Below are 13,890 nucleotides of genomic sequence, written 5' to 3' on the forward strand. Positions count from 1 at the left end.
CCGGAGGGGCGGTTTTTGTGTGCCGGAAAGGTGTGACTTCTGCCCGGCGGCTTGTACTGCGCCCTCTTTTTTGCTATTATGATAGAGTAAGCAAAAACGCTGCACAGGGCGGCGGGACTTCACTTTTTTCACAAAGAGAGGGGTATGGAAATGTATAAGGAAATGATGGACACCATCGGCATGGTGAACGGCGTGGACCCGGAAGTGGGCGCCGCCATGGGCCGGGAGCTGACCCGCCAGCGCCAGAACATCGAGCTGATCGCCAGTGAGAACATCGTCTCCCCGGCCGTGATGGCCGCCATGGGCAGCGTGCTGACCAACAAGTACGCCGAGGGCCTGCCGGGCAAGCGCTATTACGGCGGCTGCGCCTATGTGGATGAGGTGGAGAACATCGCCATCCGCCGCGCCTGCGAGCTGTTCGGCGCAAAGTACGCCAACGTCCAGCCCCACTCGGGCGCCCAGGCCAACCTCGCGGTCTACTTTGCCCTGCTGGAGCTGGGGGATACCGTCATGGGGATGGACCTGTCCCAGGGCGGCCACCTGACCCACGGCTCGCCGGTGAATATGTCGGGCAAAAATTACCGCTTCGTCTCCTACGGGGTAGGGGAGGACGGCCGCATCGACTACGACGCGGTGGAGAAGGCGGTCAAAAAGGCCCGGCCCAAGATGCTGGTGGCGGGCGCGTCGGCCTATCCCCGGGCCATCGACTTTGAGCGGCTGGCCCAGATCGCCCACGGCTACGGCGCCTACCTGATGGTGGATATGGCCCACATCGCCGGCCTGGTGGCGGGCGGGGCGCACCAGAACCCGGTGCCCTACGCCGACGTGGTGACCACCACCACCCACAAGACCCTGCGCGGCCCCCGCGGCGGCCTGATCCTGACCAACAACCCCGTGCTGGCCAAGCGGATCAACTCGGCGGTCTTCCCCGGCACCCAGGGCGGCCCCCTCGAGCACGTCATCGCGGCCAAGGCGGTCTGCTTCGGGGAGGCTTTGCAGCCCGCGTTCAAGGCGTACGCCCACAAGATCGTGGAGAACGCCCAGGTGCTGGCAGGGGAGCTGATGGCCCGCGGGGTGCAGCTGGTATCGGGCGGCACCGACAACCACCTGATGCTGGTGGACCTGCGCAGCGAGGCCTGCACCGGCAAGGAGCTGGAAGCCCGTCTGGACGCGGTGCACATCACTGCCAACAAAAACACCGTCCCCGGTGAGACCCGCAGCCCCTTTGTCACGTCGGGTGTGCGGCTGGGCACCCCGGCGGTGACCACCCGCGGCATGGGTCCCGAGGAGATGAAGGTCATCGCGGGCTGCATCGCCGACTGCATCTGGAACTTTGACGAGCAGAAAGAGGACATCAACGCCCGCGTGCTGTCCCTGACCGAGCGCTTCCCCCTCTACGAATAAATACAAAAGCCGCCCCTGAGGCTCTAGATTGTCAAAAAAAGTCCCGTCCAGCCGACATGTGCGGATGGACGGGACACATACAGGGAAATTTAGCGCCGAGAGTGTGCGAGGCCGCAAGGCCGAGTGCGCGGTTCGGCGCTCAATTTTGTCCCCAGGGGGATACCAGGGGGAAGGAATTTCTGACGCGCGACTGCGCGCAGAAATGGGTTCCCCCTGGAGCGCAGTCAGCGCTTGTCCGGCCCGTCCGGCTCGGGCCGCAGCAGGGGATTGGAGCGGGCGGCCACCTGTGTGGCGGTGGGCGGCAGCTCTCCCTGGGCGGCTTTTTCCAGCTGGCTGACCCGCTGGTCCAGGGCGGTGATCCGCTGGGCCACCAGATCCGGCAGATCCTGCTGGTCCAGGTCGTCGGCGGGGTTGACCGCCTTGTTGTTGATCCGCACCACTTCGGCGGGCACGCCCACCGCCGTGCAGTTGGCGGGCAGATTGCGCAGCACCACGCTGCCGGCGCCCACCCGGGCGTTGTCCCCGATGTACACCGGGCCCAGCACCTTGGTGCCGGCGCCGATCAGCACGTTGTCGCCCAGGGTGGGATGGCGCTTGCCGGTGTCCTTGCCGGTGCCTCCCAGGGTGACCCCGTGGTAGATGGTGCAGTTGTCCCCGATCTCGGTGGTCTCGCCAAAGACGATGCCCATGCCGTGGTCGATGAACAGCCGGCTGCCGATGGTGGCCCCGGGGTGGATCTCGATGCCGGTCTTGTGGCGGCCCCGCTGGCTGATCCACCGGGCCAGGAAAAAGTGGCCGTGCCGGTACAGCCAGTGGGCGATGCGGTGATACACCAGGATGTGGAAGCCCGGATACAGCAGCATCACTTCCAGCACGCTGCGGGCGGCCGGGTCTTTGCGCTGGATGTTGCGGGCGTCGTCAAGCAGCCCCATAAGCAAACCCCTCCTTGCTTTTATGACAGGTCTTGTTCCCCTTTATTTTAACACAGGCGGGGGATAAAGTACAGCGCGGCGGCCCTTTTGGCCCCCGCAAAGTGCAAAACGCCCCCGCCGGGGCGGTATTTTTGTGAGCTTTACTAAAAATTTACCTGGACAGCGCCCCGACTTCTCACAAACAAAATCCCTCCAGAGCATTGACACTTTTTGCGTTTCTATGATAAAATACCTGAAAGACATTCGGGCGCGTCCGAGAAGGCCCGGTCCCGCCGGGCCGGATGCAGCCCGGCGGAGAGGAAAGGGGAATGTGTGCCATGCTGTGCGCCCACGGGTACAACAAGCTGAAAATGTGCTTTGCAGCCGGGTTTTTCGCAGCCGGTGTTTTCCCTGTTCGTGAAAGTTGAACTTTTCCCTTTTTTGGGGAAAAGTTTTTTTTTGCCCGCGCCCGGCGCGGATCGTGACAAGGAGGAATCAGCCATGCTCATCCAACATGCAGTTGACGTCCACGGCCAGGAGGTGGAGCTGTATCTCAGCGGCGGCAGGATCCAGGCGGTGGGCCGGGGCCTTGCGGCGCTGGCCGGCCCCGACGAACCGGTGGTGGACGCCGCCGGCCTGACCGTCCTGCCCGCCTTCGTGGACCTGCACGTCCACTGGCGCACCCCCGGCTTCGAGTACAAGGAGGACGTGGCCACCGGCAGCCGGGCCGCGGCGGCGGGGGGGTATACCTTCGTCAACCTGATGCCCAACACCAAGCCGGTCTGCTCGTCGGCGGCCCAGGCGGCTGCCGTGGAGGACGAGGCCGCCCGGATGGGCCTGTGCGATGCCAACCAGACGGTGTCCATCACCCAAAACTTTGACGGCCGCACCCTGGACCACCTCAAGACCCTGCCCGAAACGGTGCGGTTCGTCACCGAGGACGGCCATGGGGTGCAGAGCGCCAGCGTCATGGCCAGGGCCTTTGCCATCTGCCATCAGAAGGGCATCACCATCCTGAGCCACGCCGAGGATATGGAGATCAGCCCCTGGGATTACCGTCTGGCCGAGGACATCGAGACGCTGCGGAACTGCCATCTGAGCGAATACTACCAGACGAGGCTGCATATGTGCCACGTCTCCACCCGGGGGTCTGTCGAGGCCGTCCGGATGGCCAAGCTGCGGGGGGCCCCGGTCACCTGCGAGGTGACCCCCCACCATCTGTGGTTCACCGACGATGTGTGCGATTACCGGGTCAATCCGCCCATCCGCACCGCCGACGATGTGGCTGCCCTGGTGGACGGCATCCGGGACGGCACGGTGGACGCCATCGCCACCGACCACGCCCCCCACTCGGAGGAGGACAAGGCCGCAGGCGCCGCCGGCATGGTGGGCAGCGAGACCGCCTTCGGGGTGTGCTACACCAAGCTGTGCCGGGGCGAGGGACTGCCCCTGGAGGCGCTGAGCGTCCTGATGAGCGAGCGCCCGGCCCAGATCCTGGGGCTGAACAAGGGCCGTCTGGAGCCCGGCTACGACGCCGACCTGGTGCTGGTGGACCTGGACACGCCCTATACGGTGAAGCGGGAAAACCTGCACTCGAAATCGAAGAACAGCCCCTACGACGGGGCGCAGCTGTACGGCCGGGTCTGCGCCACCATCAAGGGCGGCTGCCTGACCTACCAGGCCGACTGAACAAGGGAGCAAAGGAGAGGGAAGAATGATGAATACCAACATGGACAAGCTGTATGAGGCGGTCGAGGCCCGGGGCCCGGTGTGCGTGGGCCTGGACACCGACTTTTCCTACCTGCCCGAGACGTTCGTGGATAAGACCCTGTCCAAGGGGGAGAACATCGTCCGGTTCAACAAGGCCCTGATCGAGGCCACCAAGGCGGTGGCGGGCTGCTACAAGGTGCAGATCGCCTATTATGAGGCCCTGGGCCTGGACGGGCTGCGGGCCTACGCCCAGACCCTCAAGGCCGTGCGGGAGGCCGGCGTGCCGGTCATTGCGGACATCAAGCGGGGCGACATCGCCAAGACCGCCGAGATGTATGCCATCGGCCACTTTACGGGGGACTTTGAGGCGGACTTCGTCACCCTGGCCCCCTACATGGGCCTGGATTCCATCAGCCCCTACCTGCCCTATGCGGAAAAGCAGGGCAAGGGCCTGTTCGTGCTCTGCCGCACCTCCAACGGCGGCGCCAAGGACTTTGAATACGAGAAGCTGGCCGACGGCCGCCACGTCTACGACCTGGTGGGGGACAAGCTGAACGCCCTGGGCAAGGACTACATGGGCCGGCACGGCTATTCGTCCATCGGCCTGGTGATCGGGGGCACCCACATCGAGGAGGCCGCCGAGATCCGCGCCCGCTACAAGGACAGCTTCTTCCTCATCCCCGGCTACGGCGCCCAGGGCGGCAAGGCCGAGGACATCGCACAGTACCTCAACCAGGGCAACGGCGGCACCGTCAACTCCAGCCGGGGCATCCTGCTGGCCTACAAAAAGCAGCCCGGCGCGGCCTTTGACGAGGCGGCCTACAACGAGTGTGTGGATATGAAGGAGGCCATCGCCCATGCGTGCAGCCTGCTGTGAAGCCCAGGTGCTGCGCCACACCGCCATCCAGCCGGACATCCGGCTGCTGGAGGTGCTCTGGCCTGACCCGGCCCACGCCCCCCATGCGGGGCAGTTCTTCACCCTGCGCAGCTGGGGCGCCGGGGAAGGGCCGTTCCTGTCCCGGCCCATCAGCGTCCACAAGTGGGAGAGCGAGACGCTGACCGTCTCCTTCCTCTACCAGCTGGTGGGGGAGGGCACCCGGAAGCTGGCCGCCCTCCAGCCCGGGGACCGCTTGCAGCTGACGGGGCCGATGGGCAACGGCTTTGACCTGCCCGCCCTGGCGGCGCAGTACCGGCGCATCGCCCTGGTGGGAGGCGGCATCGGCACCGCGCCCATGTACCAGACCGCCCGGGAGCTGGCGGCTTTGGGCATCCGGCCGGATGTGTTTTTCGGCTTCCGGGACCAGCCCTACTGCATGGAGCCCTACCGCGCCCTGGCGGGTGTGGTGAAGGTGTCCACCGACAGCGGCCGGGTGGGGTTCCACGGCTTTGTCACCCAGCTGTATGACCCGGCGGACTACGACCTGGTGCTGATCTGCGGGCCGATGCCCATGATGCGGAATGCCGCCCGCCTGTGCGCGGAGAAGGGCACCCCCTGTCTGGTCAGCCTGGAAAAGAAGATGGCCTGCGGCATCGGGGCCTGCCTGGGCTGCACCATCGAGACGGCGGCCGGGGCCAAAAGCGTGTGTAAGGACGGCCCGGTCTTTTGGGGAACGGAGGTGTTTGGATGGCAGACCTGACAACGGAACTGCTGGGCTTCCGGATGAACAGCCCGGTCATTGGCGCTTCGGGCACGGTGGGCTACGGCGTGGAATACGAGGACCTGGCCGACTTTGGAAAGATCGGCGGAATCTCGGGCAAGGGGCTGACTTTGCACGGCCAGTTCGGCAACAAGGGCGAGCGGCTGTGGGAGACCCCCTCGGGGCTGATCAACAGCATCGGGCTGCAGAATCCCGGCGTGCAGCACTTCATCGAGGTGGAGCTGCCCGAGATGCTGGCCCTGAAAGCGGCCTACGGCACGGTGGTCATCGCCAACCTTGGCGGCCACAGTGAGGAAGAATACGTGGAGGGCGCGGCCCTTCTGGACGGCAGCGCCGTGGACATCGTGGAGCTGAACATCAGCTGCCCCAACGTCAAGCAGGGGGGGATGGCCTACGGGGTCAAGGCCGAGGCCGCAGGGGAAGTGGTGCGGATGGTGCGCCAGGTGTGCAAAAAGCCCCTGATGGTCAAGCTCAGCCCCCAGGCCGAGAACATCCCCGCGATGTGCCGGGCGGTGGAACAGGCCGGGGCCGACGCCATCAGCCTGACCAACACCTTCCAGGCCTGCGCCATCGACCTGGAAAAGCGCCGCCCCGTCTTTGACAACATCTTTGCGGGCCTGTCCGGCCCGGCGGTGCGCCCCATCGCGCTGCGGATGGTCTGGCAGGCCGTGGGGGCCGTGCAGATCCCGGTGGTGGGCCTGGGCGGCATCGCCACCGGCCGCGACGCGCTGGAGTTCATCATGGCGGGCGCCGCCGCCGTGCAGGTGGGGGCCGCCAACTTTGCAAACCCCCGCGCCATGGAGACGGTGGCCTGCGAGATGGCCGCGTGGATGGACGCCCACGGGGTGTCCACCCTCGACGAGATCCGGGGCTGTGCCCGCTGATCATGCCGAAAAGTATGCATATATAAACTAAAACTAAAATATCGCGAATAAAGTTGCATTTTCGACATCTGCGTGTTACAATACCGTGAGACGCACCTATTTGGTTTGAAGACAAGGGAGAACGACAATGAGTGAAGCGATCGAGATTTTGAAGAGCTGTGACGCATTTCTGGAAGGCCACTTCCTGCTGTCCTCGGGGCGGCATTCCAGCGCCTACTGCCAGATGGCCTATCTGCAGCAGTACCCCGACCGGTGCGCCGAGGTGATGGCCCCGGTGGCGGCCAGGATCAGGGAGCTGGGGGCGGACGTCATCGTGGGGCCTGCCATGGGCGGCATCGTCTACGCCTATGAGCTGGCCCGCCAGACCGGGCTGCGGGCCATCTTCACCGAGCGGGTGGACAATGTGATGACCCTGAAGCGGTTCGCCATCCATCCGGGCGAGAAGTGCATCATCGCGGAGGACGTGGTGACCACCGGCATCTCCTCCCTGGAGACCAAGCGTGCCATCGAGGAGGCCGGCGGCATCTGCCTGGGCATCACCTGCGTGGTGGACCGCACCAAGCCCGAGGCGCCCTCTCCCATCCCCATCCTGGCCAGCGCCCTCAAGCTGGACCTGCCCAACTACGCTCCCGAGGAGTGCCCCCTGTGCAGGGAGGGCAAGCTGCCCCTGGTGCACCTGGGCAGCCGGAAGATGAGCCAGCAGGCCAAGCAGACCCTGTAAGTCCTGCGCAAGATAAAACGAGGGAACGCAATGAACGCATATCTTCTTTTGGCAAACGGGATGGTGTTTGCGGGCCGTTCGGTGGGCGCTGCGGGCGTCACGGTGGGCGAGGTGGTCTTTGCCACCGGCATGGTGGGCTTTGAGGAGACCCTGACCGACCCGAGCTACTACGGCCAGATCATCACCCAGACCTACCCGCTGATCGGCAACTATGGGATGAACCGCTGGGACATGGAGTCGCAGCGGGTGTGGGCCCGGGGCTACATCGTCCGGGAGGCCTGCACCACCCCCTCCAACTGGCGCAGCGAGGAGACGCTGGACAGCTTTTTGAAGCGGAACGGGATCATCGGCATCGAGGGCATCGACACGCGGCGTCTGACCCGGATCATCCGGGAGAGCGGCGTCATGAACGGCGCCATCCTGACCGAGTTCGACCCCGCCGACCCGGCCAACGCCGGCCGCACCCAGGCGCTGCTGGACGAGGTGCGGGCCTATGCCGTCACCGATGCGGTCAAGAACGTCACCTGCACCCGGCCCCAGGTACACAACCCCCAGGGCAGCCCCCACATCGTGCTGATGGATTACGGCTGCAAGCGGAACATCGTCCGCTGCCTGGTGCGCCGGGGCTGCAAGGTGACGGTGATGCCCGCCTTCTCCACCGCGGAGGAGGTGGCCGCCCTGGCCCCCGACGGCATCATGCTGTCCAACGGTCCCGGGGACCCCGCCGAGCCGGTGCAGGCCATCGAGAACCTGCGCCGGATCTTCGAGCTGAACATCCCCACCTTCGGCATCTGTCTGGGCCATCAGCTGTCCGCCCTGGCGGCCGGCGCCAAGACCACCAAGCTCAAGTACGGGCACCGGGGCGCCAACCAGCCGGTCACCGACTTTGCCAGCGGGCGCACCTTCATCACCAGCCAGAACCACGGCTATGCGGTGGTGGGGGACCAGCTGCCCGCCGAGATGGGCGCGGTGGCCCAGGTCAACGCCAACGACGGCACCTGCGAGGGCATCCAGTACAAGAAATGGAATTGCTTCACCGTCCAGTTCCACCCGGAAGCGAACGGCGGCCCCAAGGACACCGAGTTTCTGTTCGACCGCTTCCTGACCAACGTAAAGAACGCAAAGGAGGCGCGCTGATATGCCCAAGGACCCCAGAATCAAAAAGGTACTGGTGATCGGCTCGGGGCCCATCATCATCGGCCAGGCGGCTGAGTTCGACTATTCGGGCACCCAGGCCTGCCGGGCCCTCAAGGCGGAGGGGATCGAGACGGTCCTGCTCAACTCCAACCCCGCCACCATCATGACCGACCCCGACGTGGCCGACCACGTCTACATCGAGCCCATGACCCTGGAGGTGGTGGAGCGGATCCTGGACATCGAGAAGCCCGACTCGGTGCTGCCCAACCTGGGCGGCCAGATGGGCCTGAACCTGTCCATGGAGCTGGCCCGCAGCGGCTATCTGGACCGCACCGGCATCCGGCTCCTGGCCTGCAAGCCCGAGACCATCGACCGGGCCGAGGACCGGGAGCTGTTCAAGGAGACGATGGAGAAGCTGCACCAGCCCATCATCCCCTCGGAGGTGGTGGAGACGCTGGAGGACGCGCTGGCCTGCGCCGACCGCATCGGTTACCCGGTCATCGTGCGGCCCGCCTTCACCATGGGCGGCACCGGCGGCGGCATCTGCGAGAACAAGGCCAAGCTGATCGAGATCGGCACCAACGGCCTGCGTCTTTCCCCCATCCATCAGATCCTGGTGGAAAAGTGCATCGCCGGCTGGAAAGAGATCGAGTATGAGGTGATGCGGGACCACAAGGGGAACGTCATCACCGTCTGCAACATGGAGAACCTGGACCCCGTGGGCATCCACACCGGCGACTCGGTGGTGGTGGCCCCCAGCCAGACCCTGAGCGACCACGAATACCAGATGCTGCGCACCGCGGCGCTGGACATCATCACCGAGCTGGGGATCGAGGGCGGCTGCAACTGCCAGTTTGCCCTCAAGCCGGACAGCTTCGACTACGCGGTCATCGAGGTCAACCCCCGTGTGTCCCGCTCGTCGGCCCTGGCCTCCAAGGCCACCGGCTATCCCATCGCCAAGGTGGCCACCAAGATCGCCATCGGCTACACCCTGGACGAGATCACCAACGACGTCACCGGCAAGACCTGCGCCTGCTTTGAGCCGGCTTTGGACTACATCGTGGTCAAGTACCCCAAGTGGCCCTTCGACAAGTTCGTCTATGCGGACAAGTCCCTGGGCACCCAGATGATGGCCACCGGCGAGGTGATGAGCATCGGCAACAGCTTCGAGGCCGCCATGATGAAGGCCGTCTCCTCCATCGAGCTGGGGATGGACACCCTGACCCACAAGCCCTTTGAGGAGCTGAGCGACCAGGAGATCATCTCCCACCTGTATGTGCAGGATTCCGAGCGCGTGTTCTGCGTCTACGAGGCCCTCAAGCGGGGCATCGACCACCAGACCATCTACAACATCACCAAGATCGACTGGTGGTTTTTGGACAAGATGCAGCACCTGGCCAACCTGGAGAACGGCCTGGCCCGCTGCAGCGGCCAGCTGAGCGAGGAGCAGTACAAGGAGGCCAAGAAGTACGGCTTCCAGGACAAGACCATCCGCCGGCTGGCCGGGGTGGAGAAGCTGCCCGTCGAGGATTACCGGGCCGGCTTCAAGATGGTGGATACCTGCGCCGCTGAGTTCTCGGCCAACACCCCCTATTTCTACTCCACCTACGACGGGGACAACGAGGCCGCAGCCTTCATCGAGGAGAAGGAGGCGGGCCGGCCCCACAAAAAGCGGGTGCTGGTGTTCGGTTCGGGCCCCATCCGGATCGGACAGGGCATCGAGTTCGACTACTGCTCGGTGCACTGCGTCTGGACGCTGAAAAAGCACGGCTGTGAGGCCATCCTGGTCAACAACAACCCCGAGACGGTGTCCACCGACTTTGACACCGGCGACCGGCTCTACTTCGACCCCCTGACCCCCGAGAGCGTGGACAACATCATCGCCACCGAAAAGCCGGACGGGTGTGTGGTGCAGTTTGGCGGGCAGACCGCCATCAAGCTGGCCAAGCACATGGACGAGATCGGCCTGCCCATCCTGGGCACCCCGGCGGACGCCATCGACGAGGCCGAGGACCGGGAGCGGTTCGACGAGCTGCTGGAGCGCTGCGGCATCCCCCGCGCCCCCGGCCGCACCGTCTTTACCCTGGAGGAGGCCCTGGCCGCCGCCGAGGAGATCGGCCTGCCGGTCCTGATGCGCCCGTCCTATGTGCTGGGCGGTCAGAACATGATCGTGGCCTACACCCGGGAGGACGTCATCGAGTATATGGGCGTCATCACCGAGCACGTGGACATGGATCATCCGGTGCTGCTGGATAAGTACATCCAGGGCATCGAGTGCGAGGTGGACGCCATCTGCGACGGCACCGACTACCTGATCCCCGGCATCATGGAGCAGGTGGAGCGGACCGGCGTCCACTCGGGCGACTCGATCTGCGTCTACCCGGCGCAGCACCTGTCCCAGAGCATCATCGACACCATGGTGGACTACACCGGCCGGTTTGCCCGGGAGCTGAAGGTGGTGGGCCTGGTCAACGTCCAGTACGCCGTGTCGGACGGCAAGGTGTACGTCATCGAGGTCAACCCCCGGTCGTCCCGCACCGTGCCCTATATCTCCAAGGTCACCGGCGTGCCCATGGTGGACCTGGCGGTCCGCTGCTGTCTGGGCGAAAAGCTGGCCGACATGGGCTACGGCACCGGACTGCACCCCAACGCCCCCTATGTGGCGGTCAAGGTGCCGGTGTTCAGCTTTGAGAAGCTCCACGGGGTGGATACCCAGTTCGGCCCCGAGATGAAGTCCACCGGCGAGGTGCTGGGCATCGCGCCCAACTACCACGACGCGCTGCTCAAGGGCCTCATCGGCGCGGGCTATACCTTCAAGACCCCCGGCCCCGCCAGCTGCTGCATCTTCACCGTCAAGGACAGCGACAAGCCCGAGTTCGTGGACATCGCCTGGAAGCTCAAGAGCATGGGCTACAAGCTGTACGGCACCTCGGGCACCTGCGCCTGGCTGAACAAGCACATGGTGCCCTGCAACGAGGTGCGCAATATGTCGGGCGAGTCGCCCAACATCGTGGACCTGCTCCAGAGCGGTCTGGTGGACTATGTCTTTTCCACCAGCGCCCGGGGCCGCGACCCCCACAGAGACTCGGTCCGCCTGCGCCGCAAGGCCGTCGAACTGAGCATCCCCTGCATCACCGCGGTGGATACGGCCAATGCACTGGTCAACTGCCTGCGCAGCGAGCACAGCCTGAAGGACGTTCCCCTGGTGGATATTGCCACGCTGTATCAGGGGAAATGACGGTTCGTGTGTAAATTGATACGTTTCGTGTGAAGAATCTCGCGATGAGCGCCAGTCTTTGCTATACTCTACCGCGTGCAAAAAATGCAAGAGAGCGTAAAATTTGAGAGGCACGCCAGATATTTCAATCTGGACGAAATCTCTTGTATATAACAGGTTGTTCTAGGAGGAAAGAAAGATATGACCCGTTCCCAGATGATCGAGACCGTTGCCCGCAAGACGGGCTTCCCCGAGAGCCAGGTGGAAATGACGATGGACGCCATGTTCGACCAGATCGCAGAGTGCCTGCGGGCCGACGAGAAGGTCACCATTGCCGGCTTTGGCCGCTTTGAGATGCGTCCGCGCAAGCCCAAGGCTTACACCAACCCCAAGACCAAGGTGTCCAGCCGCCTGGAGTCCACCTCCATCCCCGGCTTCAAGGCCAGCGGCCGCTTCAAGCAGAAGCTGGAGGCCGCCCGGCAGGCCGCCGCTGCGGAGAACAAGTCTCTGGAGGAGACTGCATAACGCTTTCGATCCATACGCAGGCCGGACGCCAACAGGCGCCCGGCTTGTTTTTTGGCCCGGGGCTGACAAGCGGTCCCTGCCGTGCTATACTGATAGATAAGAGAGCCCAATGACTCAGAACAGAACGGAGTGAACCATGCGTTACAGCGAATTGCAGTGCAGCGAGGCCATCCACCAGGCAGTGGAGCGGATGGGCTTTGATGAAATGACCGAGATCCAGGAAAAGGTGATCCCCCTGATGATGGCGGGCCGGGACGTGATCGCCAAGGCGCCCACCGGCACCGGCAAGACCTGTGCCTTTGGGATCCCGGTGGCCGAACAGATCCGGCCGGACCAAAAAAAGCCCCAGGCGGTGATCCTGGCCCCCACCCGGGAGCTGGCCCAGCAGATCGCGGGGGATATGGAGGACCTGACCCACTTTATGCCCGGCGTGCAGGTGGCCTGCGTCTACGGGGGCGCCAATATGGAAAAGCAGGCCCGCCGTCTGGCGGAGGGCTGCCAGATCGTGGTGGCGACCCCCGGCCGGCTGATGGACCATTACAGGCACCACAACATCGACCTGTCCGGCGTCGTGCAGGTGGTGCTGGACGAAGCGGACGAGATGCTGAACATGGGCTTTTATAAGGACGTGCGCCACATCATCGACCTGATGAAGAACCGCAGGTCCCTGTCCATGTTCTCGGCCACCATCAGCCGCGAGGTGATGGACATCGGCTGGCTGTATCAGCGGGATGCCGAGGAGATCACCGTGCAGCCCCGGGAGGAAAGCCAGCCCAAGATCACCCAGTATATGCTGGAGACCTCGGGCCGCAACAAGCTGTCCGACCTGGCCCAGCTCATCATCGGGGAGGGGTACAAGCGGGTGATGGTGTTCTGCGACACCAAGTTCGCCACCGCCACCCTGGCCAACCAGCTGGCCCGGCTGGGCTTTTCGGTGGACTGCCTTCACGGGGACCTGTCCCAGAAGGACCGCAACCGGATCATGCAGAGTTTCCGCGACGGCAAGGTATCGGTGCTGGTGGCCACCGACGTGGCAGCCCGCGGCATCGATGTGTCGGACGTGGACGCGGTGATCAATTACGACGTCCCCTCGGACAACGAGCACTATACCCACCGCATCGGCCGCACCGGCCGGGCCAAAAAGGAGGGGGTCAGCTACCTGTTCTATATGCCCGACGAGAAAAAGCGGGTGGATGAGCTGCTGCGGATGACCCGCAACACCGAGCTGTGCCTGCCGGTCCACTTCGACTTCAACCATGAGCGCATCGTGGTGGAGGAGAAAAAGGACGCCGGGGATAAGTTCCAGATCCGGAGCTACTTTTAAATAAAGGAAGGGGCGTGATCCGTCGCCCCATCCGCCGCACAGAATAAGAGAAATGAGGCTGGATACCGCGTGTATCCGGCTTTTTTGCATCCGGAGAAGGAAAGAAAGGAAAAGTCTGTCTTTTTTTGCAAAAAAGGGTTGACAAAAGTCCCCGGGTGTAGTATTATATTCGAGCGCTCCACGGGGCGCCCACAAAACGCAAAAGAGCTTGCGAAAAGCTTCAAAAAAGAGCTTGACAAGCAAAAGCGGATGTGGTAAAATAAACAGGTCGCCGGTCGAGAGACAGCGCGGCGCAGGACCTTGAAAATTGAACAATATCGAATACTTGTAACGGAACCTTTAAAGTGTTGGAAACACTTAAAATTCCAAAAAGTAATTCACAGGACGCAAGCGATTGCG

Annotated in this window: 11 protein-coding genes; 10 read left to right on the forward strand and 1 reads right to left on the reverse strand. The window is 63.9% G+C overall.

Going from position 1 to position 13,890, the window contains the following annotated elements; translation table 11 throughout:
• The first annotated feature begins 150 nt into the window (after positions 1–150).
• A complete protein-coding gene (gene glyA / locus B5E66_RS11110) occupies positions 151–1,404 on the forward strand; it encodes a serine hydroxymethyltransferase (protein WP_087233007.1) in 1,254 nt (417 codons plus the stop codon).
• 224 nt (positions 1,405–1,628) lie between these two features.
• Here glyA and epsC read toward each other — a convergent pair whose 3' ends face one another.
• Positions 1,629–2,336: a serine O-acetyltransferase EpsC gene (gene epsC, locus B5E66_RS11115; RefSeq protein WP_087232978.1), complete on the reverse strand. Its 708-nt coding sequence runs from the start codon at positions 2,334–2,336 to the stop codon at positions 1,629–1,631.
• 480 nt (positions 2,337–2,816) lie between these two features.
• Between epsC and B5E66_RS11120 the strand changes: the two genes are divergently transcribed.
• The 9 genes from B5E66_RS11120 (at position 2,817) to B5E66_RS11160 (ending at position 13,491) form a co-directional block, all read left to right on the forward strand.
• The gene (locus B5E66_RS11120; protein ID WP_087232981.1) at positions 2,817–4,004 is read left to right on the forward strand and encodes a dihydroorotase; all 1,188 of its coding nucleotides are present in this window, start codon (positions 2,817–2,819) and stop codon (positions 4,002–4,004) included.
• 25 nt (positions 4,005–4,029) lie between these two features.
• Entirely contained in the window at positions 4,030–4,902 is an 873-nt protein-coding gene (pyrF, locus tag B5E66_RS11125) for an orotidine-5'-phosphate decarboxylase (protein ID WP_242958164.1), read from the forward strand.
• Positions 4,883–5,662, forward strand: a complete 780-nt coding sequence (locus tag B5E66_RS11130; RefSeq protein WP_087232984.1) for a dihydroorotate dehydrogenase electron transfer subunit — start codon at positions 4,883–4,885, stop codon at positions 5,660–5,662. Before pyrF ends, B5E66_RS11130 begins: the two co-directional genes overlap by 20 nt.
• Positions 5,650–6,567, forward strand: a complete 918-nt coding sequence (locus tag B5E66_RS11135) for a dihydroorotate dehydrogenase (protein WP_087232987.1) — start codon at positions 5,650–5,652, stop codon at positions 6,565–6,567. The genes B5E66_RS11130 and B5E66_RS11135 overlap by 13 nt, the downstream gene beginning before the upstream one ends.
• Positions 6,568–6,694: 127 nt before the next feature.
• Positions 6,695–7,288 (forward strand): orotate phosphoribosyltransferase, encoded by a 594-nt coding sequence (gene pyrE / locus B5E66_RS11140; RefSeq protein WP_087232990.1) that lies wholly within the window; start codon positions 6,695–6,697, stop codon positions 7,286–7,288.
• Positions 7,289–7,318: 30 nt separating this feature from the next.
• Positions 7,319–8,425, forward strand: coding sequence for a carbamoyl phosphate synthase small subunit (locus tag B5E66_RS11145; protein ID WP_087232993.1), 1,107 nt, complete (start codon positions 7,319–7,321; stop codon positions 8,423–8,425).
• Position 8,426: 1 nt separating this feature from the next.
• The gene (carB, locus tag B5E66_RS11150) at positions 8,427–11,663 is read left to right on the forward strand and encodes a carbamoyl-phosphate synthase large subunit (protein ID WP_087232996.1); all 3,237 of its coding nucleotides are present in this window, start codon (positions 8,427–8,429) and stop codon (positions 11,661–11,663) included.
• A 180-nt stretch (positions 11,664–11,843) separates the two neighbouring features.
• Entirely contained in the window at positions 11,844–12,167 is a 324-nt protein-coding gene (locus B5E66_RS11155) for an HU family DNA-binding protein (RefSeq protein ID WP_087232999.1), read from the forward strand.
• 136 nt (positions 12,168–12,303) lie between these two features.
• Positions 12,304–13,491, forward strand: coding sequence for a DEAD/DEAH box helicase (locus B5E66_RS11160; protein ID WP_087233001.1), 1,188 nt, complete (start codon positions 12,304–12,306; stop codon positions 13,489–13,491).
• The last annotated feature ends 399 nt before the right edge of the window (positions 13,492–13,890 follow it).

Source organism: Faecalibacterium sp. An121 (genome assembly GCF_002160915.1).
GTDB lineage: Bacteria > Bacillota > Clostridia > Oscillospirales > Ruminococcaceae > Faecalibacterium > Faecalibacterium avium.